This window comes from Halomarina ordinaria, assembly GCF_030553305.1.
GTDB classification, from domain to species: domain Archaea; phylum Halobacteriota; class Halobacteria; order Halobacteriales; family Haloarculaceae; genus Halomarina; species Halomarina ordinaria.
Map to the genome: position 1 here is coordinate 2,333,434 of NZ_JARRAH010000001.1, position 24,229 is coordinate 2,357,662.

Consider the following 24,229-nt stretch of genomic DNA (forward strand, 5'->3'; position numbering starts at 1 on the left):
CGCGACCCGCGAGCGCGTGCGTGCTCAACCCAGTGCTCGCGGTCGGGCCGCCCACCGGCGGCGTCGTAGGTGGGAACCGTAGACGAGTCGGGTCGACCGACCCGACAGTCGCCGCCGATGGTTCGCTACTTCCTGCTCGCGACCGTCGTGTCCTCCACGACGGTCCATGCTCGCACCGACCAGCGGCCGCGCAGCGCGGACGGTAGCTACTTTTCGCCCCCGCGTGAACCTCCAGCCATGAACCGCGAGACGTCTCGTGACCTCTACGACCGGGCGCTCTCCGTCCTGCCCGGCGGCGTCAACTCCTCGGTGCGGGCGACCCAGCCCTACCCGACGTTCGTCCGCCGGGGCGACGGCGCGCACGTCGTCGACGTGGACGGCAACCGCTACCTCGACTACGTGATGGGCTACGGCCCGCTCCTGCTCGGCCACGACCTCCCCCAGCAGGTGCAGTCGGCCGTCCAGCGCGCCGCGAGCGAGGGGCCGATGTACGGCGCCCCCACCGAGGTCGAAGTCGACCTCGCGGAGTTCGTCGTCCGGCACGTCCCGAGCGTGGAGATGGTCCGCTTCGTCAACTCCGGCACCGAGGCGACGGTGTCGGCGGTCCGCCTCGCGCGCGGACACACGGGGCGGAACAAGCTCGTCGTCATGCAGGGGGGCTACCACGGCGCCCAGGAGTCGACGCTCGTCGAGGGCGACGCCGAACACCCCCGACCGTCCACCAGCGGCATCCCCCAGTCGTTCGCCCGCGAGACGCTTCCCGTCCCGTTCAACGACGAGGCGGCCGTCCGCGAGGTGTTCGAGCGCCACGGCGACGACATCGCGGGCGTCCTCGTCGAACCGATGCTCGGCAACAACGGCATCGTCCTGCCCGTCGACGGCTACCACGACACCCTGCGCGACCTCTGTGACGAGTACGGTTCGCTCCTGATATTCGACGAGGTCATCACGGGCTTCCGCGTCGGCGGCCTCCAGTGCGCCCAGGGGAAGTTCGGCGTCACGCCCGACCTCACCACGTTCGGGAAGATCGTCGGCGGGGGCTTCCCCGTCGGTGCCATCGGCGGTCGGGCCGAGATACTCGAGGCGTTCACCCCGAGCGGCGACGTCTTCCAGTCGGGCACCTTCTCGGGCCACCCCGTCACGATGGCCGCCGGCCTGGAGACGCTCCGGTTCGCCGCCGACGAGGACGTCTACGACCACGTCGACGCCCTCGGCGAGCGCCTCCGGTCGGGGCTCGTCGACGTGCTGGCGGACCACGCGCCCGAGTACACGGTCGTCGGGACCGACAGCACGTTCAAGGTGGTGTTCACCCGGGCGAACACGCCCGCACAGGACGGCGCCTGTTCGACCGGCTGTGCACAGCGCCCCGACTGCGCACGCTTCGAGGCCTGCCCGAAGACCGGTGCCGACGTGGGCAACGCCGAGACGGAGCGCTGGGAGCGCCTCTTCCGACCGTTCATGCGCGAGCAGGGCGTCCTCCTCCCCGCCAACCAGTTCGAGACGCAGTTCGTCAGCTACGCGCACACCGAGGCGGATATCGAGGAGACGCTCGACGCCTACGAGGCGTTCTTCACGGGCTGAGGAGGCCGAACGGCCGGGCGAGGCGGCGAAGCGCCTTCGCGGGGAGTCCGACCAGTCCCCGGCCGGTGTCGCGGACGAACGCCCCGGTTCCGAGTTTCGACTCGTCGACGGCGTAGCGCTCGCCCCGGCGCTCGACCAGGTCGCCGGCCTTCGCCATCGCCAGCGCCTCGCGGACGCGCGTCTCGGTGAGGTCGCACGCCGCCGCGAGTTCCGCGACCGTCTTCGGTTCCTCGCGTAGCTCTTCCATCACGAGATTCCAGTGCGTCGAGTGGAGCATGAACTCGCCGTAGTCCATGTCGTCGACGTCGAGGTCGGCGTCGTCGAGGGCGTCGACCCCGCGGGCGTCGTCCGGCGTCGCGTGTCGCCGGTCGTACGCGGCGTCGAGGAACAGCCAGCACCCGGCGAGCGCCGTCAGGACGGGGAACCAGCGGGCGCCCTCCCCGCCGGTGGCGATACCGTAGCCCATCACGGCGCTCCCGACGAGGACCACGACGCCGATGCCGACCTTCTCCTTCCACGGCGGGGCGTCGGCCGTCTCCTGGACGAGGACGAACAGTTCGGCGATGCAGAACGCGTACAGGAACGTCAGCAGTCCGGCGGTCGAGAGGTCGAACACGACGTAACAGCCGCCGAAGACGGCGGCGTAGCCCGCCAGGTGACGGAGCGTGTAGCGTTCCCGGGCAGTGCGGAGGAGGGCACCGAGCATGGCCGAAGGTACTCGCGCGATTACAAGTAGGTTCGGGCGGTCCCCTCACCCCAGCACGCCGAGGACGGCGACGTCGTACGCCCCGATGTCTCCCGGGTCCTCGAGGACGACGGCCCCGAAGCGCCACGTCGTCCCGGCGGCGAGGTCGTCGGTACTGTCGAGGTAGCGACCGAGGTGTGCGCCGCCCTCGTCGTAGACGCGGGTCCGGACCTCGACGTGCTCGATGCGCTCCCGGCCGGTGTTCTCGACGACCCCCTCGACGACGGCGCCCCGGTAGTCGTCCTTCACCACGAGGTCGTCCTCGCGGAGCGCCAGCGCGGCGAGGACGGCCGCGTACTCGTTGCCCGACGTCTCGGCCCGCACGCCGGCGGCGGCCGCCGCCTCGGCGGTCGAGCCGTTCGCGGGCGTCGACAGGTTCCCCACGGCCCTGCGCTCCCCGTACTCGACCTCGCGGCTGGCGCGACCCCCGCAGCCGGCGACGACGGTCGACGCACCCGCACCGAGGAGGGCGAGGACCCGCCGTCTGCTCGTCGTCCGGGTGGACCGGCTCATCGGGACCCCCCGAGGTCGACGTCGTCCGGCCGCTCCGCCTCGCGGAGGACGAACGGGCCGATGGCGAGCGTCCGCTGTGCGACCGTCCCCAGGCGGACGATGTACGCCGCGAGCAGGAAGAACGGCGTCGTGGCGACGGCGGCGGCGGCGCTGACCACGACGACGATGGTGTCCACGCCCGCCGTCGTCCCGGCGAACGAGTTCGGGTCGATGTACAGCAGCCCGAGCATCGAGACGGCGAGCGCCGGGATGCCGGTGTAGAGGATGCCCCGCGAGAAGTTGACCAGTTCCCAGCGGAAGTACAGCGTCTTGAAGTGCTCGCGGGCGGGGCCGAACAGCTGCAACACCTCGACGAGGTCGTCGAAGGCGGCCCGCTCCGCCTCGCTCAGCGAGTCGTCGTGCTCGGAGCGGAGCCGGCGCAAGGCGTACGTGTTCCACGAGTAGTCGTAGTCGAGGACCGTCCGCAGGACGTCGAACCGGCCGAACCGGGCGTCCGACAGCCGGCTCTCGACCTCGTCGGCGTGCGCGTGTATCCGGTCGGCGAGCGTCTCGGCGCGGTCGCGGAGCGCCTCGTCCGCGTCGGTCGCGGTCGCCTCCCGGAGGCGGTCCGCTCGTTCCTTGCTCTGCGCCATGAACACCGCGAGGAACGACGCGGGGTCCGGCGGCGCGACCGACCCGCTCAGGTCCTCGATCTCCTCCCGGAACGACAGCGACCCCGCCATCCGTTCGCGCTGGTCGCCGAGGGGGCCGAGTTCCCGCGAGAGCACGAGCTGGTTGAGCGTGACGACCAGCGTGATGCCCGTGATGAGCGAGCCGATGAACGCCTGGAACAGCCGCTCGACGTGCGTCCCGGTCTGGATGACCGTCCGGAGGGGGACGACGTTGACCCAGCCGCCGCCGACCAGCACGAGGAACAGCCCGACCGTCAGCACCCCCGCCAGGACGTTCCGGTTCCCGGTGAGCAACAACCAGTTCCGCACCCGCCCGCCGTCGGGCCGCTCGTAGACCGTCTCGCTCGGCTCGAACTCACTCATACGCGCAGTACCGAGGTCGTCGCGGAAAACCCCCTGCCGGCGTGCGCAAACACGGACGGCCGGTCGGGTCGGGAGGTCGACCTGCCGGCCTGCCCGAGGTCCCTGACGACCCGTCACACGGGTGCGTAGACGTGTGTCCGCCGAGGCGCCTCGACGCGAACGCCCGGGTCGGGGCGCGCCCACGAAGACTTATCCGGTCGCTCGGGCGAGGTGGACGTATGGAGACCGCTCGACCGACGGCTCGACCCGCGCCCGGGCGCGTCGAGTCGCGCTGGTGGTACTGGATAGCCGCCGCGGCGGCGTTCTGGGTCCTCGCGTACGTCCTCGGCGTCGTGGGGTTCGTCCTCGGCGTGGGGGCGTTCCTCGGCGGGGTGTTCTTCGACCCGACGGTGTTCGTGCCGGGGGCGTTCGGCCTGCTGTTCGTCGTCGTCGTCCCGCTCGTGCTGTTCGGCCTCCTCGTCTCGCTCGTGTTGCCGGTGGCGCTCTACCTCGACGCCGAGGCGGTGGGCGAGGCGGGCGTCGGCTGGGAGCCGGACCCCGTGCTGTACGCGCTGGTGGCCGCCGTGGGACTGTTCGCCCAGGGCCTCCCGGTCCAGCCGGCGGTGGCGGTCTACTACCTCTACCTGCGCCGACGGCACGTCGGGACGCCGTGACCCCGTGCGACGGCGTGACGCCCTGACGCGGTGAAGCGGCCATAGAACCGCTTTTCCGTCCGCACGGTCGAGTGACGGGTATGACTCCACGCGGCCAGACGCTCCGCCTCGCGACGCGCGGGTCCGACCTCGCGCTCCGACAGGCGGGAGAGGTACGGGCCGCCCTCGAATCCAGCCGACGCGACGTGGAACTCGTCGAGGTGGAGACGCGGGGCGACCAGATACGGGACGAACTCATCCACCGCCTCGGGAAGACCGGCGCGTTCGTCCGGAGCCTCGACGAACAGGTGCTCGACGGGTCGGTGGACGCGGCCGTCCACTCGATGAAGGACATGCCGACCGAGTTCCCCCCGGACCTCGTCGTCGCCGGCGTCCCCGCCCGCGCGAGCGCCCGCGACGTCCTCGTCACGCCCGACGGGGCCCCGCTCGCCGACCTCCCCTCCGGGGCGACGGTCGGGACGGGAAGCCTCCGGCGGAAGGCCCAGTTGCTCGCCGAACGCCCGGACCTCGACGTCAGGCCGCTCCGGGGGAACGTCGATACCCGCGCGGAGAAACTGCTCGCGCCGTCGCTCCAGCGCCGCCACGAGGCACGCTTCGACGCCGAGGAGGAGGACGAGGGGACCTACGAGCGCAGCCCCGAGGAGTGGTTCGACGACCTCTCGGAACTCGAACGTCGCGCGCTCGGGCGCGAGGTGGACGTCGAGTTCGACGCCATCGTCCTCGCGGAGGCGGGCCTCCACCGCTCCGGCCTCACGGGGTCGCTGGAGTTCGCGCAGTTCTCGCCGACGTCGTTCGTCCCCGCGCCGGGACAGGGGGCGCTCGCCATCACCGCGCTGGAGGGCGAGGGGGCGGCGACGATTCGCTCGCACCTCGACCACCCGCCGACGCGCGTCACTACCACCGTCGAGCGGACGGTGCTGAAACACCTCGGCGGCGGCTGTATCGCCCCCATCGGCGTCTACGCCCGCCTGCGCGGCGAGCAGGTCGACGTCGTCGCCCGCGTGCTCAGCACGGACGGAACCGAGGAGGTGCGCGAGAGCCGGTCGCTCCCCGTCGAGGACCACCACACCGCCGCCCGCCGGTTCGCCGAGGACCTCCGCGAACGGGGGGCGGCCGACCTCGTCGACGCGGCCCGCGAGGAGGCGGACGCGGACGAGCGCGACACGGCCGCCCGCGAGGACGGGGGCGAGTGAGATGAGCGAGGACACTCCGGGTCGGGTCTCCCTCGTCGGGAGCGGTCCCGGCGACCCCGACCTGCTGACGGTGAAGGCCCGTCGACTGCTGGAGGACGCCGACGTCGTCCTCCACGACAAACTCCCCGGTCCGGCGATACTCGACCTGATACCAGAGGACCGCCGCGAGGACGTGGGTAAGCGCGCCGGCGGCGAGCGCACCTCCCAGGAATACACGAACGACCGGCTGGTCGAACTCGCACGCGAGGGAAAGCACGTCGTCCGGTTGAAGGGCGGCGACCCGTTCGTCTTCGGCCGCGGCGGCGAGGAGGCCGAACACCTCGCGGCCAGCGGCGTCCCCTTCGAGGTGGTCCCCGGCGTGACGAGCGCCGTCGCCGGGCCGGCCGTCGCCGGCATCCCGGTGACCCACCGCGACCACGCCTCCTCGGTGACGTTCGTGACGGGCCACGAGGACCCGACGAAGCCCGAGTCGGCGGTCGACTGGGGGGCGCTCGCCGCCACCGGCGGGACGCTCGTCGTGCTGATGGGGGTCGGCAAACTCCCCGAGTACACCCGCGAACTCCGCGAGGCGGGCCTGAGCGACGACACCCCGGTGGCGCTCGTCGAGCGTGCGACGTGGCCCGACCAGCGCGTCGCGGTCGGCACCCTGGCCGACATCGTCGACGTCCGGGACCGTGAGGGCATCTCGCCGCCGGCCATCACCGTCGTCGGCGAGGTGGCGGGGACGCGCGAACGCCTGCTCGACTTCCTCGCGAACGGACGCGGCGCGGACGACGAGGTGTTCGGGGCGTGAGGGTCGCGTTCTTCCGGCCCGACGACGAGCGCCGCACCCGTGCGGAAGCGCTCCTCTCGGAACTGGGCGCCACCCCCGTCGCCGACCCGATGCTGGCCGTCGAACCGACCGGCGCGACCCCCCGGACCGACGCCGACGCCGCCGTCCTCACGAGCAAGACGGGCGTCGAACTCGCGAGCGAGGGCGGGTGGGAACCGGCAGACGGGACGACGGTCTGTGCCATCGGCGACCGGACGGCGGCCGTCCTCCGCGAGCACGGCTACAGTGTGGACGTCGTCCCGGCGGAGTTCTCCTCGTCGGGGCTGGTGGCGACGCTCCGCGACCGGATCGACGGGGCGCGCGTCGAGGTCGCCCGTAGCGACCACGGCTCGCCCGTGCTCACCGACGGACTGAACGACGCGGGGGCGTACGTCCACGAGACGGTGCTGTACGAACTCGTCCGTCCGCCCGAGGCGGGCGACTCGGCGGACTTCGCGGCGACTGGCGACCTCGACGCGGCGCTGTTCACCTCCTCGCTCACCGTCGCGCACTTCCTCGAGGCCGCCGAGGCACGCGGCGTTCGGGAAGCGGCCGTGGAGGGGCTGAACGGGGCCGTCGTCGGCGCCATCGGCGAACCGACGCGGGTGCAGGCCGAGGGAGCGGGCATCGCGGTCGACGTCGTCCCCGACCGGGCGACGTTCGAGGCGCTCGCGCGGGCGGCGCTCGCCCGCCTCGACGGGTCGTGAGTCCCACCCCGATTGCCGGGCCCGTCAGGGGTATCGGGGTTCGGTGACAGCGTTGAGACGGTCCGCGTGAGTCGGCGTTCGCGAGGCGCGTCGGGGAGTTGGCGGTCGGTCGCGGCGGTCGCCGGCTGGCAGACCGCCGCGAGCCTCTGTTACTACAGTATCTTCGCCGCGACGGGGTTCGTCCGGGAGGCGTTCGACCTCTCGGCGACGCTCGTCGGCGTCTTCCTCACGGCGGCGCTCCTCGGGTACACGGTGGCGCTCTTCCCGAGCGGCGCGGCCGTCGACGCCCTCGGCGAGAAGCGCGTGATGGTCGCGGGGCTGGTCGCGCTGAGCGTCGCCGCCCTCTGCGTCTCGGTCGCCCCGTCGTACGCCCTGTTGTTGCTCGCGGGCACCCTCCTCGGGTCGGCCTACTCGACGGCGATGCCGGGGTCGAACCGGGGGATCGTCGCCAGCGCGCCGGCCGGCCGCGAGAACCTCGCCATGGGGGTGAAGCAGGTCGGCGTCACCGCCGGGAGCGGCGCGGCGTCGCTCGTCGTGACGGGCGTCGCGGCCGTCGCCGCCTGGCAGGCCGGGTTCTGGGTGGTCGCGGCGCTCGCCGGCGGCTACGCCCTCGGCTTCGTCGCGCTGTACGACGGCACCGAGGGGTCCGGGCGACTCGCGTGGCCGGACCTCTCCGGCCTCGGTGCGAACCGTCCCTACGTCCTCCTGGTCGTCGCGGGGCTGTTCGTCGGCGCGACCATCTTCACCACGCTCGGCTACGTCGTCCTCTACGTCGAGGACGTGGTCGGGGGGAGCGTCGCCGCGGGTGGGGTCGTCCTCGCGCTCGCGCAGGTGACCGGGAGCGTCGGGCGCGTCGCCGCGGGCGGCCTCGCCGACCGACTGGGCGGGGCGCGCGGCGCCGCCACCGTCGCGCTCGTCCAGGTGGGCGTCGCCGCCGGCCTGTTCGTCCTGCTCGCGCGCGGCACCGCCTCGCTCGCCGTCGCGTCGCTCCTGTTCGCCGGCGTCGGCGTCTCCGTCCTCGGGTCGACGGGCGTCTTCTACTCCTGCCTGAGCGACCTCGTGCGCGCGGAGGACATCGGCGCGGCGACCGCCGGCGGGCAGACGGCCATCAACGTCGGCGGCCTCGCTGCCCCGCCGCTGTTCGGCCTCCTCGCCGACGGGGTAGGGTACGCTGCCGGGTGGTGGCTGCTTGCGGGCTGTTCGGTCGCCGCGACGCTGTTGCTCGTCGCGGTCAGGCGCGACCTCCGCGGTCCCGGAACGAGAGTTTAAATCGCGGGAGGGACCTACGCCACACCGTGACCGGCCCCGTTCCCGCCCTCGACGACGCCGCCGCCGCCTGTGCCGACCGACTGCGCGAGGCCGACTCCGTCCTGCTCGCCTCCCACATCGACGCCGACGGCCTCACGAGCGCCGCCGTCGCGAGCGCGGCCCTCGCGCGCGCCGGCATCGACTTCGAGACGGTGTTCAAGAAGCAACTCGACGCCCACGAGGTCGCCACCATCGCCGCGACCGACCACGAGACGGTGCTGTTCACCGACTTCGGCAGCGGCCAGCTCGACGACATCGCCCGACACGAGGCGGCCGGCGACTTCACGCCCATCGTCGCCGACCACCACCGACCGGCGGACGCCGAGACCGAGTTCCACCTCAACCCGCTGCTGTTCGGCCTCGACGGCGCGAGCGAACTCTCCGGTGCGGGCGCGGCGTACGTCCTCGCGCGGGCGCTCGAAGGCGAGGGCGACAACCGCGACCTCGCCGCACTCGCCGTCGTCGGCGCCGTCGGCGACATGCAGGCCTCGGAGGGCGCGCTCCACGGCGCTAACGAGGGCATCGTCTGCGAGGGGGTCGAGGCGGACGTCATCGGGGAGGCGACGGACCTCGCGCTCTACGGCCGCCAGACCCGCCCGCTCCCGAAGCTCCTCCAGTACGCCGACGTCCCCATCCCCGGCATCGCGAACAACGAGGCGGGGAGCGTCGCCTTCCTCTCGGAACTCGACGTCGACCTCAAGCGCGACGGCGAGTGGCGGACCTGGGCCGCCCTCGACGACGACGAACGACGGACGGTCGTCAGCGCGCTCCTCCGGCGCGCCGTCACGCGCGGCGTCCCCGCCCACCGTATCGACGACCTCGTCGGCACCTCCTACACCCTGCTCGACGAGACGGTAGGGACCGAACTGCGCGACGCCAGCGAGTACTCGACGCTCCTCAACGCCACCGCGCGCTACGAGCGCGCCGACGTCGGCCTCGCGGTCTGTCTCGGCGACCGGGACGGGGCGCTCGACCGCGCGCGCGACCTGCTGCGCAACCACCGGCGCAACCTCTCGGAGGGCCTGCGCTGGGTGCAGAACGAGGGCGTCACCCGCGAGGAGCACCTCCAGTGGTTCGACGCCGGGACCCGCATCCGCGAGACCATCGTCGGCATCGTCGCCGGGATGGCCGTCGGCACGGAGGGCATCGACCGCGACGCGCCCATCGTCGCCTTCGCCTCGAAGAGCGACGAGGAGACGAAGGTCTCCGCCCGCGGGACGCACGCACTCGTGCGACGTGGCCTCGACCTCTCGACGGTGATGGGCGAGGCGAGCGCGAGCGTCGGCGGAAAGGGCGGCGGCCACGACGTCGCCGCCGGCGCGACCATCCCCGCCGGGAGCGAGCGGGCGTTCGTCGAGTGCGCGAACCGGATTATCGGCGAACAGCTGGAGTAGGGCGTCCATCGGCGGGTTCTGTCGGCTCCTCGGACGTGAACGGTCGTCACCGGGCCGATGGCGATACACCCTATCCGACGATACGAAATCAGTTGCGACGGGCCGTTGCCGGAGTGCACACGACCAGAGCGTGCCGACTTGAGAGGGGTCGGTAGCGAGACCGCTCCCGCGGACCCCGTTGCGGCCCGTGACGAGCACGCCGAATCGCGCGTGTGTTTCCGCTACTCCCTGCGCACCGGCAAACGATGAAGAGCGTGGGAAGCGAAGGCAGGTGCTGTGAGATGTACACCCGAATCGTAATCGCCGTCGACGGGAGCGACGAGGCGAAGGAGGCGGCGAGGCGTGGTCTCGAACTCGCGCGTGTCTTCGAGGCATCCGTCGACGTTCTCCACGTCGTCGAGCGGAAGGCACTCCGGTTGACGACGGCGGGCGACGAGCGGGACCGGCTTCGAGAACGGGGCCGGGCCGTCCTCACCGAGATAGCGGACCTCGCGTCGGACCTCGGCCAGCCCGTGGAGACGGAACTCCGCGAGGGAAAGCCCGCAGCCGAGGTGAGCGACTTCGCCTCGGAGCGGGGTGCCGACCTCGTCGTCGTGGGACGACAGGGGACGACCGGCCTCGGAAGACGCCTCCTCGGCGGCGTCACCGAGCAGGTCCTCCACCGGAGTGACGTCCCCGTGTTCGTCGTGCCCGACGGTGACCAGGGACCCGTCACGTCGAGCACCTACACCCGTCTCCTCCTCCCGACCGACGGGAGCGAAAACGCCGACGCCGCCGCCCGGCACGGGACGTCGCTCGCTCGGCAGTACGGGGCTGCCGTCCACGTCCTGAACGTCGTCGATATCCAGGCGGCCGGCGGGCTGTTCAGTGCGGGTGGTCTCGAGAAGGAGTTCGTCGACCGACTCGAGTCGAGGGGGAGAGACGCCGTCCAGCGAGTCGAACGAGCCGTCGGCGAGACCGCCCCCGAGCTGGACGTCGAGACTGCCGTCGTTCGGACGACGTCGTTCGACGGTGTCGCTCCGGAGATTCGCGAGTACGTCGCCGACCAGGCGATCGACGCGGTGGTGATGGGGTCGCACGGCCGGTCGAATCTCGGGCGTCAGTTGCTCGGCAGCGTCGCCTCGACGGTCCTGCGGACGGTCGACGTCCCGGTCCTGGTCGTCAAACGGGAGTCGTAGGGGTCACGCGGACGTACGGTCACACGAACTCGCGTCGTTCGGTGCCTCTGCTCCCCGACCGCTCGCGCCTACGCTTCGGCGTCGACGATGGACTCGCCCAGCCACTCCTCGGCCCAGGCCTCTATCTGGTCGAAGACCGGACAGAGCGAACTCCCCTTCTCGGTGAGGCTGTAGAACGTCGCCACGGGGGCGTCCTCCTCCATGCGGCGGTTCACGAAGCCCAGTTCCTGGAGGTCGTCGAGCACGCGCGAGAGGGTGCGCGAACTCGCGCCGGTCGAGCGCTTCAGTTCGTTGAACCGCTTCTCGCCGTCCTGGAGGTCGTGGAGGACGATGAGTCGCCACTGGGAACCGATCTGCTGGAGCGAGTCGATGACGAAACACGCCTCCTCGCTGTATCGTTCGCCGGGGTCAGATGGCACTGGTGTCACCTGGTGACGGCTACGTCCGCGAACGCATATAGCGGTTCGGATGCGTATCTGGTAACGTCGTGAAACCAGTCGGGGCGACCCGACGCACTACTCACCACTCACACCATGACAGACACCATCCCCGGACTCCACCACGTGACGGCCATCGCGAGCGACCCGCAGGCGAACGTCGACTTCTACACCGACGTCCTCGGCCTGCGCCTCGTCAAGCGTACCGTCAACTTCGACGACAAGTTCACCTACCACCTCTACTACGGCGACGAGACGGGCACGCCGGGCACCGTCCTGACGTTCTTCCCGTTCGCGGGGGCCGTCGGGGGACGCGTCGGCGCCGGGCAGACGAGCGCCACGGTGTTCGTCGTCCCCCCGGAGTCGGTCGACTACTGGGTCGACCGACTCGACGACCTGGGGGTCGACCGCGACGCGCCCGCGGAGCGCTTCGAGGAGACGGTTGTCCCCTTCCGCGACCACGACGGCCAGCCGTTCGAACTCGTCACCGGCGAGTCCGACGTCGAGCCGTGGGCGGACGGTCCCGTCCCGGCCGAGCACGCGATTCGAGGTTTCCACGGCGTGACGCTCCACTCGCTCGACGTCGACGCGACGGCCGCCGTCCTCGAGACGATGGGCTACGAGCGCCTCGCGAGCGAGGACGCGGGCGACGGAGCGGGTGAGCGCGTCCGTTACGTCGCACCCGGCGAGCGCGCCGAGTTCGTCGACCTCGTGGGCGGCGGCGAGCGCGGTCGGCAGGGCGTCGGCACGGTCCACCACGTCGCCTTCCGGACCGACGACGACGCCTCCCAGGAGGCGTGGCGCGACCGACTCGTCGACGCCGGCATGTCGGTCACCCCCGTCAAGGACCGCCAGTACTTCCGCTCCATCTACTTCCGCGAACCCGGCGGCGTCCTGTTCGAAATCGCCACCGACGGGCCGGGGTTCACCCGCGACGAGTCGGTCGAGGCCCTCGGGAGCGACCTGCAACTCCCGCCGTGGCTGGAGGAGGACCGCGAGACCATCGAGTCGCAACTCCCGCCGCTCCCGGCGGGTGAGACGGCGTGAGCGCGCCCGACGACCCCCACGGTAGCCAGCGCCTCGCCAGTTCGGGCGCGCCGCTCCCCGCCGCCGAGGCAGCCGTCGTCCTCGTGCACGGCCGGGGTGCCACCGCCGAGAGCATCCTCGACATGGCCGGTGAGTTCCACGCCCGCGGCGTCGCCTACCTCGCCCCGCAGGCCGCCGGCAACACCTGGTATCCCTACTCCTTCCTCGCGCCGACCGAACAGAACCAGCCGAAACTGGACTCCGCCCTCCGGGCGGTCGGGAACGCCGTCGAGACGGCGGTCGAGGCGGGCATCCCCCACGAGCGAGTCGTCGTCGTCGGCTTCTCGCAGGGGGCCTGTCTCTCCTCGGAGTTCCTCGCACGTCACGCACGGCGCTACGGCGGGTTCGCGGCGCTGAGCGGCGGCCTCGTCGGTCCGGAGGGGACCCCGAGGGAGTACGAGGGGTCGTTCGACGGGACGCCCGTCTTCCTCGGCTGTAGCGACACCGACCCCCACATCCCGCTCGAACGGGTGAAGGAGACCGTTCGAGTGTTCGAGGCCATGGACGCCGACGTCGACGAGCGCATCTACCCCGGGATGGGCCACGGCGTCAACGAGGACGAACTCGACGCGGTGCGCGAGTTGGTCGAGGCGGTAGCGCCGAGCGAGTGACGGTTCGGTGGGGGCCGGCGCTTCCCGACGCCATTAAACGGCCGTCGATTCGGCCGACAGTCGATTTCCTATCGCGGCATACGGTTCACGACCCCGTGACCGCCCGGTTTTTACCCTCCGGGGCGGACGGGGCGATATGAGCGAGTTCGACCCCGAGCGGTTCGAGGACAAGTACGTCCACTACTTCACGGAGCTCCAGGAGGCCTACAGGCACGCGTTCGAGCGGATGAACGAGCGCTACGACTCGACGCTGATTCACGCCATCGACCAGCAGGTGCTCAACGAGTCCGAACCGTTCTACGAGCGCGGGGAGGGGGGCCCCTTCGCCGGGGAGTTCCGCATCGACCTGCCGCCGAACCCCTACGAGCGACTGGACGGCGTGGTCGTCGAGCGCGAGCGGTTCGACGCCATCCTGGAGGAGTACGTCGACGAACTGCGCGCCCAGCACCGCCGGGTGTTCGGGTTCGAGGAGCGGTGACAGGTCCGCGCGTTCCAAAGCCCTAAGACGACCGGCACGATACACGTTAGTATGAGTACGGAATCCGCCAAGACCGAGGACGACCTGCGCGAGGAAGTGACGAACTTCCTGCGGCGCAACTTCCCGCAGATTCAGATGCACGGCGGGAGTGCGGCCATCACGAACCTCGACGTGGAGTCGGGGTCCGTCTCGCTCCAGCTGGGCGGCGCCTGCAGTGGCTGTGGCATCTCGCCGATGACCATCCAGGCCATCAAGACCCGCATGACCAAGGAGATACCCGAGATCACGCAGGTCCACGCCGACACCGGCATGGGTGGCGGCGGTGGCGGGATGTCGCCGTCGTTCCCCGGCGAGACCCGCGGCGGCGACCTCGACAGCGACGACGACGAAGGCCCACAGGCCCCCTTCTGAGCGCGCACTTCCTCCGATTTTCGACCCGCCACCGAGTGGCGACGCTACGACTCCCGCAGTCCTTCCGCGTCCTCCCAGGTCCGGACGAGAGCCGCGAGCGTCGCGTTCACCGGCGCGTCGGGTCCCGCGATTCGGCCGTTGATGGCGTCGATTTCCGTTCGCGTCCCTCGCTCGACGTCCTGAAGCATCGAGGAGCGGTTCGAGGCCGTCGCACGGACGACACGGTCGACGCTCGCGACGGCCCGCGCCTCGGTGAGGTCGATGCCCTCGCCTCGGGCCGACTGGGCGACCTCTCGGGCGGCCGCGTGCGCCACGTCGCGACCGGGCGGGTCGGAGAGCGCGCCGTTCGGGACGCGCGCGAGCGCCGTCGCGGCATTGACGCCGGCGTTGACGGCGAGTTTTTCCCACACGCGCCGGGGCATGTCCTCGGCGACGACGTGCTCGACCCCCGCCCGCTCGAACGCCCGACCCGTCCGGTCGGCGGCGACCGAGGGTCCGCCCTCGCGCGCGCCGAGCGCCACCTCGCCGACGCCCGTACAGGCGACCCGGCCGGGGCCGAGCAGGCGCGCGCCGTAGGTGCAGGTCCCCGCGAGCACCGTCCTCCCGTCGAGGTGGGCCGCGAGGGTCGCCTCGTTGTCGAGGCCGTTCTGGAGCGAGAGGACCGTCGGCACGTCGCACCGAGCGAGCGCGCGTGCGGCGCGCTCCGTGTCGAACGACTTCACGGTGACGAGCGCGAGGTCCGCGCGGGCCGGGAGCGTCGTCCGCGCGGCGGGGTGGACGGTCGCCTCGACCTCGCCCTCGATTCGCAGGCCCGACGCCCGGACGCGCTCGACGTGTGCGGCGCGCCCGACGAGCGTGACGTCGTGTTCGCGCGCGAGCAGGCCACCGACGAGGCTCCCGAGACTGCCGGCCCCGAACACGACGACGTCCATGGTTCTCCTACCCGAGATGGCGACTTCAGCCCACCGCTCGATTCCGGGCAGCGTGTCTCTCACGGTCGTTCTGGACACTCCCGACCTTTCTGTGAGACCACGATCGCGCGCTCGGGCCCCTACTCACCGGATTCGAGCGCTGGTCGTTGCTGGGACACCCATCGTTATGGTGGTCGCCCGCGTACACCGCTCCGTATGCCGGAATGCCAGAACTGCGGTTCTTTCGTGACGACAGCGTACGCACGAGTCTTCACGCCGGACGATGTCGAGAGCCCGCGGGTCTGCCCCAACTGTGAGGACAAGATCCGCGACGGCGCGGGCGTACGCGAGGCGCGCTCGACTCGACGGGTCTGAGGCGTCGTACTACAACAACTCGGTCGCTTCCTCGAACGCGGCGCGCGTTCGTTCTTCCTCCCGGGCCTCGGCGGTGACGCGGACCAGCGGCTGCGTCCCGCTGGCGCGCACGAGGAACCAGGCGTCCCCGAGGTCGACGCGGACGCCGTCGAGCGTCGTCACGTCGTCGTAGCGCGCCTCGACCGTCTCCCGAATCGCGGCCATCGTCCGCTCCTTGTCGTCCACCTCGACGCTCGTCCGCCGGATGGGGTAGTTCGGGATGTCGCCGACGCGTGCTTCGAGCGGGCGCTCGGCGGCGAGTGCGACCAGTTCGACCGCCGCCTGCGGGCCGTCCGGGCAGAGCGTCTGGTCGGGCCAGATCCACGCCCCGCTCGGTTCGCCGCCGAAGGTGACGTCGCCGCCGAGTGCCTCGGCGACGTAGACGTCGCCGACCGGGGTTCGCTCGACGCCCACGTCGCGCTCGGCGAGGTAGTCCTCGACGGCGAGGCTCGTGTCGACGGGGACGGCGACGCGCTCGCCGGGTGCGGCGCTCTCGGCGGCGAGCAGCGCGAGGAGGGCGTCCTTCGGGACGAACTCCCCCCTCCCGTCGACGGCCATCATCCGGTCGGCGTCGCCGTCGTGGGCGATGCCGAGGTCGGCGTCGGTCGTGCCGACGAGCGCGCAGAGCGACGAGAGCGTCTCCTCGTTCGGTTCGCTCGGCCGGCCGGGGAAGCGCCCGTCGGGCTGTGCGTTGAGCGTCTCGACCGAACAGCCGAGTTCGAGCAGGGCCTCGACGCTCACCCGGCCCGCCCCGTTCCCGAGGTCGACGACGACCGAGGGCGGGTCCGGGAGCGACCGCCCCTCGACGAGCGCCTCGACGTGGCGCGCGTCGGCGTCGGTGACGCGCTCGCGGTCCCCCTGGGCGTCCCACGCCCGCAGGTCGAACGCGTCCTCGCGGACCCGTCCCTCGACGGTCGCCCGGCGGCGCTCGCCGAACGCCCGGCCGTCGGGACGCCAGAGTTTGATGCCGTTGTCCTCGGCCGGGTTGTGACTCGCGGTGACGGAGACGCCCGCGTCGGCGTCGTACCACTCGACGCCCCGGGCGACGGTGGGGGTCGCCGCGGGGCCGAGGTCGACGACGTCGGTGCCGACCTCGCGGGCCCCGGCGGCGAGGGCGTCGACGAGCAGGCGACCGCTCTCGCGCGGGTCGCGCCCGACGACAACGCGGTCGGCGTCGACGCCCACTGCCCGCCCCACGGCGAGCGCGAGGTCCGCCGTCACGACGTCACCGACCGGTCCGCGGATACCGCTGGTGCCGAACATACCTCACGAGACAGCGACCGACACCATAGCTACTGCGACCGACGGACGGGGCGGTGGTCGGGTGTCTATCGAGTGTCGGTTGGTGGCCAGTCGGGTGTCCGTCGGTCCCGAACCGGGGCGAGGGACGCGATGGACCGATTTTTGTCCCCGCTCGGCGAAGCGCCGCGCATGAAGTCGACGTCCGGGAACGACGGGGCGAAGCGCCGCGCCGGCGAGTCGGCGGCCGCCCTCGTCGAGGACGGGACGGTGGTCGGCCTCGGCACGGGGAGTACGACCGCGTACGCGATTCGCGCCCTCGGCGACCGGGTGGCGGAGGGGCTCTCGATACGGGGGATACCCACCTCCTACCAGTCGCGCGCGCTCGCGCGAGAGGTCGGCATCCCGCTGGTGACGCTCGAGGACGCGACGCCCACCGTCGCCATCGACGGCGCCGACCAGGTCGCCGACGGTGACCTCGTGAAGGGCGGCGGGGCGGCCCACGCCCGCGAGAAGGTGGTCGATTCGAGCGCCGAGCGGTTCGTCGTCGTCGCCGACGAGAGCAAGCGCGCCGACGCGCTCTCGCACCCGGTCCCCGTCGAGGTGCTCCCCGACGCCGTCCCGACGGTCGAGGCGCGTCTGCGCGAGGAAGGGGGCGACCCGACGCTCCGGGCCGCCGTCCACAAGGACGGTCCCGTCGTCACCGACAACGGCAACCTCGTCCTCGACTGCGACTTCGGGACCGTCGCGGACCCGGCCACGCTCGCGGCGACCCTCTCGCCGCTCCCCGGCGTCGTCGAGCACGGCCTGTTCGTCGGCCTCGCGGACGAGGTTCACGTCGGGACGGCGACGGGCGTCGACGTCGAGCGGTTCCGGTGAGCGAGCCGACGGCTCGTGGTCGTCGCTCGCCGTCGGGAAAAATCGAGGAACGCGAGGTAGCTCCGCTCTACAGGTCGCGGGGCTGGACGGTCTTGCGGTCGTTCTCGGAGGCGCGGCGGGCCGCGTCCTCGAGCAGTTCCTGGACTTCCGAGTCCAGTGCGTCGTAGAAGTCCGACGCTACGTTCATGTCGTTGAGCGCGTCCTTGACAGCCGCTTTGACGATTAGGTCTGCCATGCAAGCGCCCGTTCTCGGAGATACTTTATAAACTTTCTCAATATTGGGCCCTCTCGACCCGGTCTGCGGGCTTTTCAGGCCGATAGATTGATGAGAGAAAGTCCGTCAGCCGGGTGACGTGAGGTAAGTCCCCGGCTTTCGATGGGTACGTGAGGCTCGGGCGCGCAGACGCCCGTATGCGCGAACTACTGGAGGCGGTGGCGGCCGGCGACCTCTCGCCGGCGGCGGCGGAGGCGCGCCTCGCCGGGTACGCGACCAGCGAGGCCGGGCGGTTCGACGCCGCCCGCGAGCGACGGGCGGGCGTCCCGGAGGGCATCCTGGCGCCGGGCAAGACCCCGGAGGAGGTCGCGGACCTCGCCGCGACGGCCGTCGAGACGACCGGTCACGCGCTCGTCACCCGCGCCGACGAGCGGGACGTCGAGGCGGTTCGGACCCACTTCGACGCGACGCGACCGGACGCGAGCGTCGACGCCGACACGCGGGTCGGGACCGTCGTCGTCCACGCCGCCGACTACGAGTGCCCCTCGCTCGACGCGCGCGTGGGCGTCGTCACGGCCGGTACCTCCGACGCCGTCCCGGCGGGCGAGGCGGCGACGGTCCTCCGGGAGGCCGGCGTCGGCGTGACCCGGGTCGACGACGTGGGCGTCGCGGGGCTGGTGCGCCTGTTCGACCAGTTGGCGACGCTGCGCGAACAGGACCTCCTGATAGTGGCTGCGGGGCGGGAAGGGGCGCTGCCGACGGTACTCGCCGGCCTCGTCGACGTACCCATCGTCGGGCTCCCCGTCTCGACGGGTTACGGCCACGGCGGGGCGGGCGAGGCGGCGCTCGCGGGGATGCTCCAGTCGTGTGCCCCCGTCACCGTCGTCAACGTGGACGCGGGGTTCGCGGCGGGCGTCCAGGCGACGCTCGTCGCGCGGGCGCTCGACGGCGCGCGGCGTGGCGACGAGGGCGACCGAGTATGACGATTCCCTGAGAGGAGAGCGAGGGTATATGACGGTCTACCGAGTAAGGGGGAACGCCGGCAGTAACATGCTGGCAGTAATGGCCAAGTGCGACCACTGTGACGCGCATGTCTCGGAGCGCTTCGCGCGGGTGTTCGCCGACGAGTACGGACGGCTTCTCGCCTGTCCGAGTTGTTCGGCGAACGCCGGTATAGCTGAAGTCTCACGAGATCGCGCAAACAACGCGTGATGGCGAACGTCCATCGAACCGTGGTGTCAACCACCACGCGAAGCCCACTTCCGACCCGTGCCGACTGACACTCACTACGTCTACGTCCTGCGCTGCGGCGACGACACGCTCTACACCGGCTACACCACCGACGTCGAGCGCCGCCTGCGCGAGCACCGCTCGGGAACGGGCGCGAAGTACACCCGCGGTCGCGGGCCGCTCTCGGTCGTCCACGTCGAGTCCTACGGGAGTCGGTCGGCCGCGATGGCCCGCGAGTACGAGGTGAAACAGCTCTCGCGACGGGGGAAGGAACGCCTCTGCGACGACGACCGACCGACGGGGTAACTGGTTTTTTACCCTCCGCCGTCGCTCCGGAACGTATGGAGCACATCTCGTTCGGGACCGACGGCTGGCGGGCGACGCTCGACACCTTCACCGAACCTCGCGTCCGGATGGTCGGTCAGGCCGTCGCCGACCACCTGCGCGCCGCGGGCGACCCGGGCGCGGTCGCCGTCGGCTACGACGCCCGCGACACCTCCCGCGGGTTCGCGGACGCCCTCGCCGAGGTGCTCGCGGACAACGGCTTCGAGGTGCTCGTCAGCGAGCGCGACTGCCCGACGCCGGTGCTCGCGTGGACCGTCCGGGACCGCGGCCTCGCGGGCGGGTTGATGGTGACGGCGAGTCACAACCCGCCGGAGTACAACGGCGTGAAGTTCCTCCCGCCCGGGGGTGCTCCCGCCCTCCCGGAGGTGACCGACGACCTCGAAGACCGGCTCGCGGAGCCGACGGCGCTCCCCGAGGCCGACCGCGGGACGGTGCGCGAGGACACGTTCACGGCCGCCTACTGCCAGCACGCGGTCGACTTCGCGGCCGACCCCGACCTCGACGGGCTTCGCATCGCCTACGACGCCATGCACGGCAGCGGCCGCGGCGTCACCGACGACCTGCTCGCGGCGGCGGGCGCGAGCGTCGAGCGCCTGCGGACCGACCGCGACCCGACCTTCGGGGGCGAGTCGCCCGAACCGACCGCCGAGCGCCTGGGCGACCTCGTCGCGCGCGTGACCGAGGGCGACGCCGACCTCGGGTTCGCCAACGACGGCGACGCCGACCGTCTCGGGGTCATCACGCCGGAACGGGGCTCCCTCGACCCGAACCTCCTCTACGCCGTCCTCTACGACTACCTGCTCGACTCCGGTACCGGAGGGGCGGTCCGCACCGTCTCGACGACGTCCGTCATCGACCGCATCGCCGAGGCGCACGGCGAGCGAGCCGTCGAGGTGCCCGTCGGCTTCAAGTGGGTCGCGGAGGGGATGCGCGAGCACGACGCGCTCGTCGGCGGCGAGGAGTCCGGCGGCTTCGGCATCACCGCCCACCTCCGTAACAAGGACGGCGTCCTCCTGGCGCTCGTGCTCGCGGCCGCCCACGCCGAGCGCCCGCTCGACGAGCGCGCCGACGACATCGAGGCCGAGTTCGGCGAGATTCACCAGGGACGGGTGAGCGTCACCTGTCCCGACGACCGGAAGGCGGCCGTCCTCGACTCCCTCGACGGTGACCTGCCGGAGACCATCGCGGGCGTCGCCGTCGCCGACGTGGGCACCGCCGACGGCTTCAAGGTCTTCCTCGAGGACGGGACGTGGCTGCTCGTCCGACCCAGCGGGACCGAACCCAAACTCCGAGTGTACGCCGAGGCCGACTCCGCAGAACGCGTCGAGGAACTGCTCGCCGCGGGGAGCGACCTCGTCGAACCGCGGGTCTGAGGCGACGAACCTTCTTGTACCGGGACGCGGCCAGCGACCCCGTGCGCTGAGCACCGCCACGGGCCGTCCGCGGGAGCGCGACACGCCGGCCCGTGTTCCACCGGCCGTGTCGCCTGTCAATCCCTCGCCGACTCGTCCAGTCGGCCCCACAGCCGTCCGTCCTCGCGTTCCTCGATGGTGAAGCCGAGCGACGCGTAGAAGGGGCGGACCGCCTCGCGGAAGTCGGCGGTGAGCCGTCCGCGCTCCGAGAGCGCCCGCTCGACCAGGGCCGTCCCGACGCCCCGCGCTCGTCGTCGTCGCCGCACCGCCACGGCGGTCACGTGCTCGTCGTCGAGCACCAGCGCCCCGACCACGCGGTCCTTGCGTCGGGCGACGAACACGGCCCCTCGTCGGATGGCGTCGTCGAGGTCGTCGACGTCGAGGAGCGCCGCGTCGAGGACGCGACGCACCGCGAGCGCCTCGTCCGGGCGGGCGCGGCCCACTGTCGCGTCGCTCACCCGCCCTTGATGAGCCGCAGGACTCGCACGCGCTCCGCGTCGGCCGGTGCGTCCTCGGGGACGGGCCGGCCGTCGACCAGTGCCGTCGCCTCGTGGTGGTTCAGTCCCACCTCGCGGAGCAGGTCGCCGTAGGTGGGCGCGTCCAGTTCGACGGTGTGGGTCGCCTCGCCGACGACCTCGACGGTCACGCGCATGCCCGCAGGACGGCCGGCGGCGGTTTCAGCCTGTCGAGTGGCGTCACTCAGGCCGTCCCCGGGTGTTCCGGCTCCTCGTCGCTCGCGGCCGTCGCGGTCGTGCGCCCCTCGTTCCCCCCGCGTGCAGCGCGATAGAGGACCGTCGCGAGCGCACCGAGCCCCAGCAACGTGACGACGAACTCGACGAGCCCCCCGAGTATCGGCACGAGCGTGAGGACGCCGACGACGAGGAGGCCGACGACCAGCGCCGCCCAGCGGTTGCGCACGTCGGCGAACCGCAACAGCCACGCGCCGACCGCGACCCGCCCGTAGACGCTGCCCATCCACGCGACGAGGACGAACAGGAACGCCCCGAGGAACGTGATGGGGAGGCCGACGATGGTGATGGCGAACAGCACGAGGACGAGGGGCACCGCGAAGAGGACGAGGAGGCCGACTCCCCCCGAGCGTAGCGGCGCGTCGAGTGCCGTCGTCGCGACCCGTCGCGAGAACCCCGGGAGGACGAGCAGGAGGAGCGCGCCGAACAGCAGCGACGCGAGGAACGTGTACACCGTCCCGACGAGGTCGGCGACGCGCGGGTCGACCGGCACCGGTTCGACGCTCACGCTATCGCTCTGCGTGACGGTCCCGTCGACGGTCGCTCCCTCGCTCCGTTCGAGCGTGCCGTCGTACTCCAGGTCGCCGCCGATGGCGGCGGTGTCGGTCAGGCGGACGGTCTCGGCGCCGACGGTGGCGTCGCCGTCGACCTGTCCGGCGATGGTGACGTCGCCGCCGGCGGCCTCCAGCGACCCGCCGACGACCCCCTCGGGACCGACGTCGACCGTCCCGCCGAAGGCGTTCACGTCGCCGTCCACGCGGCCGTCGACGTCGACGGACCCCCCGAAGGCGTTGACGTCTCCCGTGACGGTCCCGCGAACCACCACCGACCCGGCGAAGACGTCGAGGTCGCCGTCGACCACCTCGTTCTCGCCGACGACGACCGACCCGCCGGTTCGCGTCTCGGCGGCGACCACCCCCGGGAGCGCCGCGAGGAGTACGACGAGCGCGACGACCACCGCCCCCGTTCGAACCTGTCTGCTGGAACCCATGACGAGTCGCCCTATGAGTGTCAACGGTATTGAATGTGTCACCCATCCTCGATGGAGTGAGCCGCCGCTCTCGCGGTAGTTAAGTGACGAGGGGAGCAGTGTTCGGTATGAGCGAGGCCGAGGCCGAACCGCGGGCGCGCGGGCGCGAGGTCTGGATAGAGAAGTACCGTCCCCAGTCGCTCGACGAGGTGTTCGGGCAGGAGGACATCGTCGGTCGCCTGCAGAGCTACATCGCGAAGGACGACCTGCCGCACCTGCTGTTCGCCGGCCCCGCGGGCGTGGGGAAGACGACGAGCGCGACGGCCATCGCGAAGGAACTCTACGGCGAGAACTGGCGGGAGAACTTCCTCGAGCTGAACGCGAGCGACGAGCGCGGCATCGACGTGGTCCGCGACCGCATCAAGAACTTCGCACGCTCGTCGTTCGGCGGGCACGACTACCGCATCATCTTCCTCGACGAGGCCGACGCGCTGACGAGCGACGCCCAGTCGGCGCTGCGCCGGACGATGGAGCAGTTCTCGAACAACACGCGCTTCATCCTCTCGTGTAACTACTCCAGTCAGATTATCGACCCCATCCAGTCGCGGTGTGCGGTGTTCCGGTTCGCGCCGCTGTCGGACGACGCCGTCGCCGACCAGTTGCGCGCCATCGCCGACGAGGAGGGCATCGAGCTGACCGACGACGGCCTCGACGCGCTGGTGTACGCCGCCGCTGGCGACATGCGCAAGGGCATCAACGGCCTGCAGGCGGCGAGCGTCGTCGGCGACACCGTCGACGAGGAGGCGGTCTTCGCCATCACCTCGACCGCCCGCCCGGAGGCCATCGAGGAGATGGTCCGGAAGGCCCTCGACGGCGACTTCATCGCCGCCCGTTCGCAACTCGACTCGTTGCTCGTCGAGGAGGGCATCGCCGGCGGCGACGTCATCGACCAGCTCCACCGCTCGGTGTGGGACTTCGGCCTCTCGGACCGCGAGGCGGTGCGCGTGATGGACCGCATCGGCGAGGCCGACTACCGCATCACCGTCGGGGCGAACGAGCAGGTCCAGCTGGAGGCGCTGCTCGCGAGCATCGCGCTGGAGAACGAGGCGTAGGCGCTCGGTGGTCCGGGCGCGGTCAGTTCAGCGTCCAGAACCCGTAGTTCAGGTACGTGGCGAACGCGACCCACGCGAGGTAGGGGACCATCAGCGGCGCGGCACGGCGGTCGACGCGCCAGAACGCGGCCATGGTCGCCACGATGGCGACGAGCAGGGCGACGATGACGGCGAGCGCGGCGAGTATCTCCTGGGCGCCGAAGAAGACGAACGACCACGAGAAGTTGAGCGCGAGCTGGACGACGAACAGCGAGACGGCGACGGTTCGAGCGCGCCCGGTCCCGTTGCGCCAGGCGAGCCAGACGGCGACGCCCATCAGCGCGTACAGCGTCGTCCAGACGGGACCGAACACCCAGTTCGGCGGGGCGAGTTCCGGACGCGTGAGCGTTCCGTACCACGTGCTGAGTCCCGTCTGCGTGAACACGGCGGCGGTGATGCCGACGAGTTCGCAGGCGAGAACGGCGAGGACCAGCCCCGCGAGCGCCCGGAGGTCGGGGAGTCGACGGGAGGAGACGGCTTCCATGGTTCCCGGAACGTGCGCGAGCGACATAACGGTGTGGCGGGCGTCGACGCACCGACCGTCACGCCCGGCGGTTCGAGTCGCTCATCCGTTC

The 24,229-nt window shown here is 71.6% G+C and carries 30 protein-coding genes; 19 read left to right on the plus strand and 11 right to left on the minus strand.

The features are described 5' to 3' along the window. Positions 1-237: 237 nt before the first annotated feature. Positions 238-1,581 (plus strand): glutamate-1-semialdehyde 2,1-aminomutase, encoded by a 1,344-nt coding sequence (gene hemL, locus P1Y20_RS12555; RefSeq protein WP_304449002.1) that lies wholly within the window; start codon positions 238-240, stop codon positions 1,579-1,581. On the opposite strand, the gene P1Y20_RS12560 is transcribed toward hemL, so the two are convergent. From P1Y20_RS12560 to P1Y20_RS12570, 3 genes are read right to left on the minus strand one after another with little or no spacing between them, the layout of a single operon-like run. Then, a complete protein-coding gene (locus P1Y20_RS12560) occupies positions 1,571-2,287 on the minus strand; it encodes a helix-turn-helix domain-containing protein (protein ID WP_304449003.1) in 717 nt (238 codons plus the stop codon). The genes hemL and P1Y20_RS12560 overlap by 11 nt on opposite strands. 45 nt (positions 2,288-2,332) lie before the next feature. Continuing rightward, positions 2,333-2,839, minus strand: coding sequence for an FxLYD domain-containing protein (locus tag P1Y20_RS12565; RefSeq protein ID WP_304449004.1), 507 nt, complete (start codon positions 2,837-2,839; stop codon positions 2,333-2,335). Further along, a complete protein-coding gene (locus P1Y20_RS12570) occupies positions 2,836-3,873 on the minus strand; it encodes a DUF7972 family membrane protein (protein ID WP_304449005.1) in 1,038 nt (345 codons plus the stop codon). The genes P1Y20_RS12565 and P1Y20_RS12570 overlap by 4 nt, the downstream gene beginning before the upstream one ends. A 218-nt stretch (positions 3,874-4,091) precedes the next feature. On the opposite strand from P1Y20_RS12570, the gene P1Y20_RS12575 reads away from it, so the two are divergent. From P1Y20_RS12575 to P1Y20_RS12605, 7 genes are all read left to right on the plus strand, one after another. After that, positions 4,092-4,526, plus strand: coding sequence for a hypothetical protein (locus tag P1Y20_RS12575; protein ID WP_304449006.1), 435 nt, complete (start codon positions 4,092-4,094; stop codon positions 4,524-4,526). 80 nt (positions 4,527-4,606) lie between these two features. Then, positions 4,607-5,719, plus strand: coding sequence for a hydroxymethylbilane synthase (gene hemC, locus P1Y20_RS12580; protein WP_304449007.1), 1,113 nt, complete (start codon positions 4,607-4,609; stop codon positions 5,717-5,719). 1 nt (position 5,720) lies between these two features. Further along, on the plus strand, positions 5,721-6,512 hold the full coding sequence (gene cobA / locus P1Y20_RS12585; RefSeq protein ID WP_304449008.1) for a uroporphyrinogen-III C-methyltransferase: 792 nt from the start codon (positions 5,721-5,723) through the stop codon (positions 6,510-6,512). Beyond that, entirely contained in the window at positions 6,509-7,237 is a 729-nt protein-coding gene (locus tag P1Y20_RS12590) for a uroporphyrinogen-III synthase (protein ID WP_304449009.1), read from the plus strand. Before cobA ends, P1Y20_RS12590 begins: the two co-directional genes overlap by 4 nt. 66 nt (positions 7,238-7,303) lie before the next feature. Beyond that, positions 7,304-8,506 carry an MFS transporter gene (locus P1Y20_RS12595; RefSeq protein WP_304449010.1) on the plus strand — a complete coding sequence of 401 codons (1,203 nt, stop codon included), beginning with the start codon at positions 7,304-7,306 and terminating at the stop codon, positions 8,504-8,506. A gap of 26 nt (positions 8,507-8,532) precedes the next feature. Next, positions 8,533-9,939 carry a RecJ family nuclease gene (gene recJ / locus P1Y20_RS12600; RefSeq protein WP_304449011.1) on the plus strand — a complete coding sequence of 469 codons (1,407 nt, stop codon included), beginning with the start codon at positions 8,533-8,535 and terminating at the stop codon, positions 9,937-9,939. A 281-nt stretch (positions 9,940-10,220) separates the two neighbouring features. Then, the gene (locus P1Y20_RS12605) at positions 10,221-11,117 is read left to right on the plus strand and encodes a universal stress protein (protein WP_304449012.1); all 897 of its coding nucleotides are present in this window, start codon (positions 10,221-10,223) and stop codon (positions 11,115-11,117) included. Between the two features lie 68 nt (positions 11,118-11,185). On the opposite strand, the gene P1Y20_RS12610 is transcribed toward P1Y20_RS12605, so the two are convergent. After that, positions 11,186-11,536, minus strand: coding sequence for a winged helix-turn-helix transcriptional regulator (locus P1Y20_RS12610; protein WP_304449013.1), 351 nt, complete (start codon positions 11,534-11,536; stop codon positions 11,186-11,188). Positions 11,537-11,650: 114 nt separating this feature from the next. On the opposite strand from P1Y20_RS12610, the gene P1Y20_RS12615 reads away from it, so the two are divergent. The 4 genes from P1Y20_RS12615 (at position 11,651) to P1Y20_RS12630 (ending at position 14,140) form a co-directional block, all read left to right on the plus strand. Then, on the plus strand, positions 11,651-12,601 hold the full coding sequence (locus P1Y20_RS12615) for a ring-cleaving dioxygenase (protein WP_304449014.1): 951 nt from the start codon (positions 11,651-11,653) through the stop codon (positions 12,599-12,601). Next, positions 12,598-13,251: an alpha/beta hydrolase gene (locus P1Y20_RS12620; protein ID WP_304449015.1), complete on the plus strand. Its 654-nt coding sequence runs from the start codon at positions 12,598-12,600 to the stop codon at positions 13,249-13,251. Before P1Y20_RS12615 ends, P1Y20_RS12620 begins: the two co-directional genes overlap by 4 nt. 136 nt (positions 13,252-13,387) lie before the next feature. Then, positions 13,388-13,729, plus strand: a complete 342-nt coding sequence (locus P1Y20_RS12625) for a DUF5783 family protein (RefSeq protein WP_304449016.1) — start codon at positions 13,388-13,390, stop codon at positions 13,727-13,729. A 51-nt stretch (positions 13,730-13,780) separates the two neighbouring features. Next, positions 13,781-14,140, plus strand: a complete 360-nt coding sequence (locus P1Y20_RS12630; RefSeq protein ID WP_304449017.1) for a NifU family protein — start codon at positions 13,781-13,783, stop codon at positions 14,138-14,140. 44 nt (positions 14,141-14,184) lie between these two features. Here the strand turns inward: P1Y20_RS12630 and P1Y20_RS12635 are convergent, their stop codons facing one another. After that, the gene (locus tag P1Y20_RS12635) at positions 14,185-15,072 is read right to left on the minus strand and encodes a ketopantoate reductase family protein (protein ID WP_304449018.1); all 888 of its coding nucleotides are present in this window, start codon (positions 15,070-15,072) and stop codon (positions 14,185-14,187) included. A 195-nt stretch (positions 15,073-15,267) separates the two neighbouring features. Between P1Y20_RS12635 and P1Y20_RS18850 the strand changes: the two genes are divergently transcribed. After that, entirely contained in the window at positions 15,268-15,426 is a 159-nt protein-coding gene (locus P1Y20_RS18850) for a DUF7563 family protein (RefSeq protein ID WP_438359928.1), read from the plus strand. Positions 15,427-15,435: 9 nt separating this feature from the next. On the opposite strand, the gene glmM is transcribed toward P1Y20_RS18850, so the two are convergent. Beyond that, positions 15,436-16,728, minus strand: a complete 1,293-nt coding sequence (gene glmM, locus P1Y20_RS12640) for a phosphoglucosamine mutase (protein WP_304449019.1) — start codon at positions 16,726-16,728, stop codon at positions 15,436-15,438. Positions 16,729-16,896: 168 nt separating this feature from the next. Here glmM and rpiA point away from each other — a divergent pair, with 168 nt between their 5' ends. Further along, positions 16,897-17,583 (plus strand): ribose-5-phosphate isomerase RpiA, encoded by a 687-nt coding sequence (gene rpiA, locus P1Y20_RS12645; protein ID WP_304449020.1) that lies wholly within the window; start codon positions 16,897-16,899, stop codon positions 17,581-17,583. 67 nt (positions 17,584-17,650) lie between these two features. Here the strand turns inward: rpiA and P1Y20_RS12650 are convergent, their stop codons facing one another. Next, on the minus strand, positions 17,651-17,818 hold the full coding sequence (locus P1Y20_RS12650; RefSeq protein WP_304449021.1) for a DUF1931 domain-containing protein: 168 nt from the start codon (positions 17,816-17,818) through the stop codon (positions 17,651-17,653). Between the two features lie 176 nt (positions 17,819-17,994). On the opposite strand from P1Y20_RS12650, the gene larB reads away from it, so the two are divergent. The 4 genes from larB to P1Y20_RS12665 all read left to right on the plus strand — a co-directional run bounded on the left by larB (position 17,995) and on the right by P1Y20_RS12665 (position 20,745). After that, positions 17,995-18,780: a nickel pincer cofactor biosynthesis protein LarB gene (gene larB, locus P1Y20_RS12655; RefSeq protein ID WP_304449022.1), complete on the plus strand. Its 786-nt coding sequence runs from the start codon at positions 17,995-17,997 to the stop codon at positions 18,778-18,780. Between the two features lie 79 nt (positions 18,781-18,859). Then, positions 18,860-19,009: a DUF7563 family protein gene (locus P1Y20_RS18855; RefSeq protein ID WP_438359932.1), complete on the plus strand. Its 150-nt coding sequence runs from the start codon at positions 18,860-18,862 to the stop codon at positions 19,007-19,009. Between the two features lie 57 nt (positions 19,010-19,066). Further along, on the plus strand, positions 19,067-19,333 hold the full coding sequence (locus P1Y20_RS12660) for a GIY-YIG nuclease family protein (RefSeq protein WP_304449023.1): 267 nt from the start codon (positions 19,067-19,069) through the stop codon (positions 19,331-19,333). Between the two features lie 35 nt (positions 19,334-19,368). Then, positions 19,369-20,745, plus strand: a complete 1,377-nt coding sequence (locus P1Y20_RS12665; RefSeq protein ID WP_304449024.1) for a phosphoglucomutase/phosphomannomutase family protein — start codon at positions 19,369-19,371, stop codon at positions 20,743-20,745. A gap of 116 nt (positions 20,746-20,861) precedes the next feature. Here P1Y20_RS12665 and P1Y20_RS12670 read toward each other — a convergent pair whose 3' ends face one another. Genes P1Y20_RS12670 through P1Y20_RS12680 form a run of 3 tightly spaced genes read right to left on the minus strand, consistent with a single transcriptional unit; the run spans position 20,862 to position 22,524 of the window. Beyond that, complete coding sequence (locus P1Y20_RS12670; protein ID WP_304449025.1) at positions 20,862-21,242, minus strand: GNAT family N-acetyltransferase; 381 nt, start codon at positions 21,240-21,242, stop codon at positions 20,862-20,864. Continuing rightward, complete coding sequence (samp2, locus tag P1Y20_RS12675) at positions 21,239-21,436, minus strand: ubiquitin-like small modifier protein SAMP2 (RefSeq protein ID WP_304449026.1); 198 nt, start codon at positions 21,434-21,436, stop codon at positions 21,239-21,241. The genes P1Y20_RS12670 and samp2 overlap by 4 nt, the downstream gene beginning before the upstream one ends. A 47-nt stretch (positions 21,437-21,483) precedes the next feature. Further along, positions 21,484-22,524 (minus strand): bactofilin family protein, encoded by a 1,041-nt coding sequence (locus P1Y20_RS12680; RefSeq protein ID WP_304449027.1) that lies wholly within the window; start codon positions 22,522-22,524, stop codon positions 21,484-21,486. A 107-nt stretch (positions 22,525-22,631) separates the two neighbouring features. Between P1Y20_RS12680 and P1Y20_RS12685 the strand changes: the two genes are divergently transcribed. Beyond that, positions 22,632-23,615: a replication factor C small subunit gene (locus P1Y20_RS12685; protein WP_304449028.1), complete on the plus strand. Its 984-nt coding sequence runs from the start codon at positions 22,632-22,634 to the stop codon at positions 23,613-23,615. Between the two features lie 22 nt (positions 23,616-23,637). Here P1Y20_RS12685 and P1Y20_RS12690 read toward each other — a convergent pair whose 3' ends face one another. Next, positions 23,638-24,138, minus strand: coding sequence for a TspO/MBR family protein (locus P1Y20_RS12690; protein ID WP_304449029.1), 501 nt, complete (start codon positions 24,136-24,138; stop codon positions 23,638-23,640). Positions 24,139-24,229: the final 91 nt, after the last annotated feature.

Excerpts from the sequence above, each read along its gene's own strand:
- hemL (WP_304449002.1), top strand. The coding sequence starts at position 238 with ATGAACCGCGAGACGTCTCGTGACCTCTACGACCGGGCGCTCTCCGTC.
- P1Y20_RS12560 (WP_304449003.1), bottom strand. The coding sequence starts at position 2,287 with ATGCTCGGTGCCCTCCTCCGCACTGCCCGGGAACGCTACACGCTCCGT.
- P1Y20_RS12565 (WP_304449004.1), bottom strand. The coding sequence starts at position 2,839 with ATGAGCCGGTCCACCCGGACGACGAGCAGACGGCGGGTCCTCGCCCTC.
- P1Y20_RS12570 (WP_304449005.1), bottom strand. The coding sequence starts at position 3,873 with ATGAGTGAGTTCGAGCCGAGCGAGACGGTCTACGAGCGGCCCGACGGC.
- P1Y20_RS12575 (WP_304449006.1), top strand. The coding sequence starts at position 4,092 with ATGGAGACCGCTCGACCGACGGCTCGACCCGCGCCCGGGCGCGTCGAG.
- hemC (WP_304449007.1), top strand. The coding sequence starts at position 4,607 with ATGACTCCACGCGGCCAGACGCTCCGCCTCGCGACGCGCGGGTCCGAC.
- cobA (WP_304449008.1), top strand. The coding sequence starts at position 5,721 with ATGAGCGAGGACACTCCGGGTCGGGTCTCCCTCGTCGGGAGCGGTCCC.
- P1Y20_RS12605 (WP_304449012.1), top strand. The coding sequence starts at position 10,221 with ATGTACACCCGAATCGTAATCGCCGTCGACGGGAGCGACGAGGCGAAG.
- P1Y20_RS12615 (WP_304449014.1), top strand. The coding sequence starts at position 11,651 with ATGACAGACACCATCCCCGGACTCCACCACGTGACGGCCATCGCGAGC.
- P1Y20_RS12625 (WP_304449016.1), top strand. The coding sequence starts at position 13,388 with ATGAGCGAGTTCGACCCCGAGCGGTTCGAGGACAAGTACGTCCACTAC.
- P1Y20_RS12630 (WP_304449017.1), top strand. The coding sequence starts at position 13,781 with ATGAGTACGGAATCCGCCAAGACCGAGGACGACCTGCGCGAGGAAGTG.
- P1Y20_RS12635 (WP_304449018.1), bottom strand. The coding sequence starts at position 15,072 with ATGGACGTCGTCGTGTTCGGGGCCGGCAGTCTCGGGAGCCTCGTCGGT.
- P1Y20_RS18850 (WP_438359928.1), top strand. The coding sequence starts at position 15,268 with ATGCCGGAATGCCAGAACTGCGGTTCTTTCGTGACGACAGCGTACGCA.
- glmM (WP_304449019.1), bottom strand. The coding sequence starts at position 16,728 with ATGTTCGGCACCAGCGGTATCCGCGGACCGGTCGGTGACGTCGTGACG.
- rpiA (WP_304449020.1), top strand. The coding sequence starts at position 16,897 with ATGAAGTCGACGTCCGGGAACGACGGGGCGAAGCGCCGCGCCGGCGAG.
- P1Y20_RS12650 (WP_304449021.1), bottom strand. The coding sequence starts at position 17,818 with ATGGCAGACCTAATCGTCAAAGCGGCTGTCAAGGACGCGCTCAACGAC.
- larB (WP_304449022.1), top strand. The coding sequence starts at position 17,995 with ATGCGCGAACTACTGGAGGCGGTGGCGGCCGGCGACCTCTCGCCGGCG.
- P1Y20_RS18855 (WP_438359932.1), top strand. The coding sequence starts at position 18,860 with ATGGCCAAGTGCGACCACTGTGACGCGCATGTCTCGGAGCGCTTCGCG.
- P1Y20_RS12665 (WP_304449024.1), top strand. The coding sequence starts at position 19,369 with ATGGAGCACATCTCGTTCGGGACCGACGGCTGGCGGGCGACGCTCGAC.
- samp2 (WP_304449026.1), bottom strand. The coding sequence starts at position 21,436 with ATGCGCGTGACCGTCGAGGTCGTCGGCGAGGCGACCCACACCGTCGAA.
- P1Y20_RS12680 (WP_304449027.1), bottom strand. The coding sequence starts at position 22,524 with ATGGGTTCCAGCAGACAGGTTCGAACGGGGGCGGTGGTCGTCGCGCTC.
- P1Y20_RS12685 (WP_304449028.1), top strand. The coding sequence starts at position 22,632 with ATGAGCGAGGCCGAGGCCGAACCGCGGGCGCGCGGGCGCGAGGTCTGG.
- P1Y20_RS12690 (WP_304449029.1), bottom strand. The coding sequence starts at position 24,138 with ATGGAAGCCGTCTCCTCCCGTCGACTCCCCGACCTCCGGGCGCTCGCG.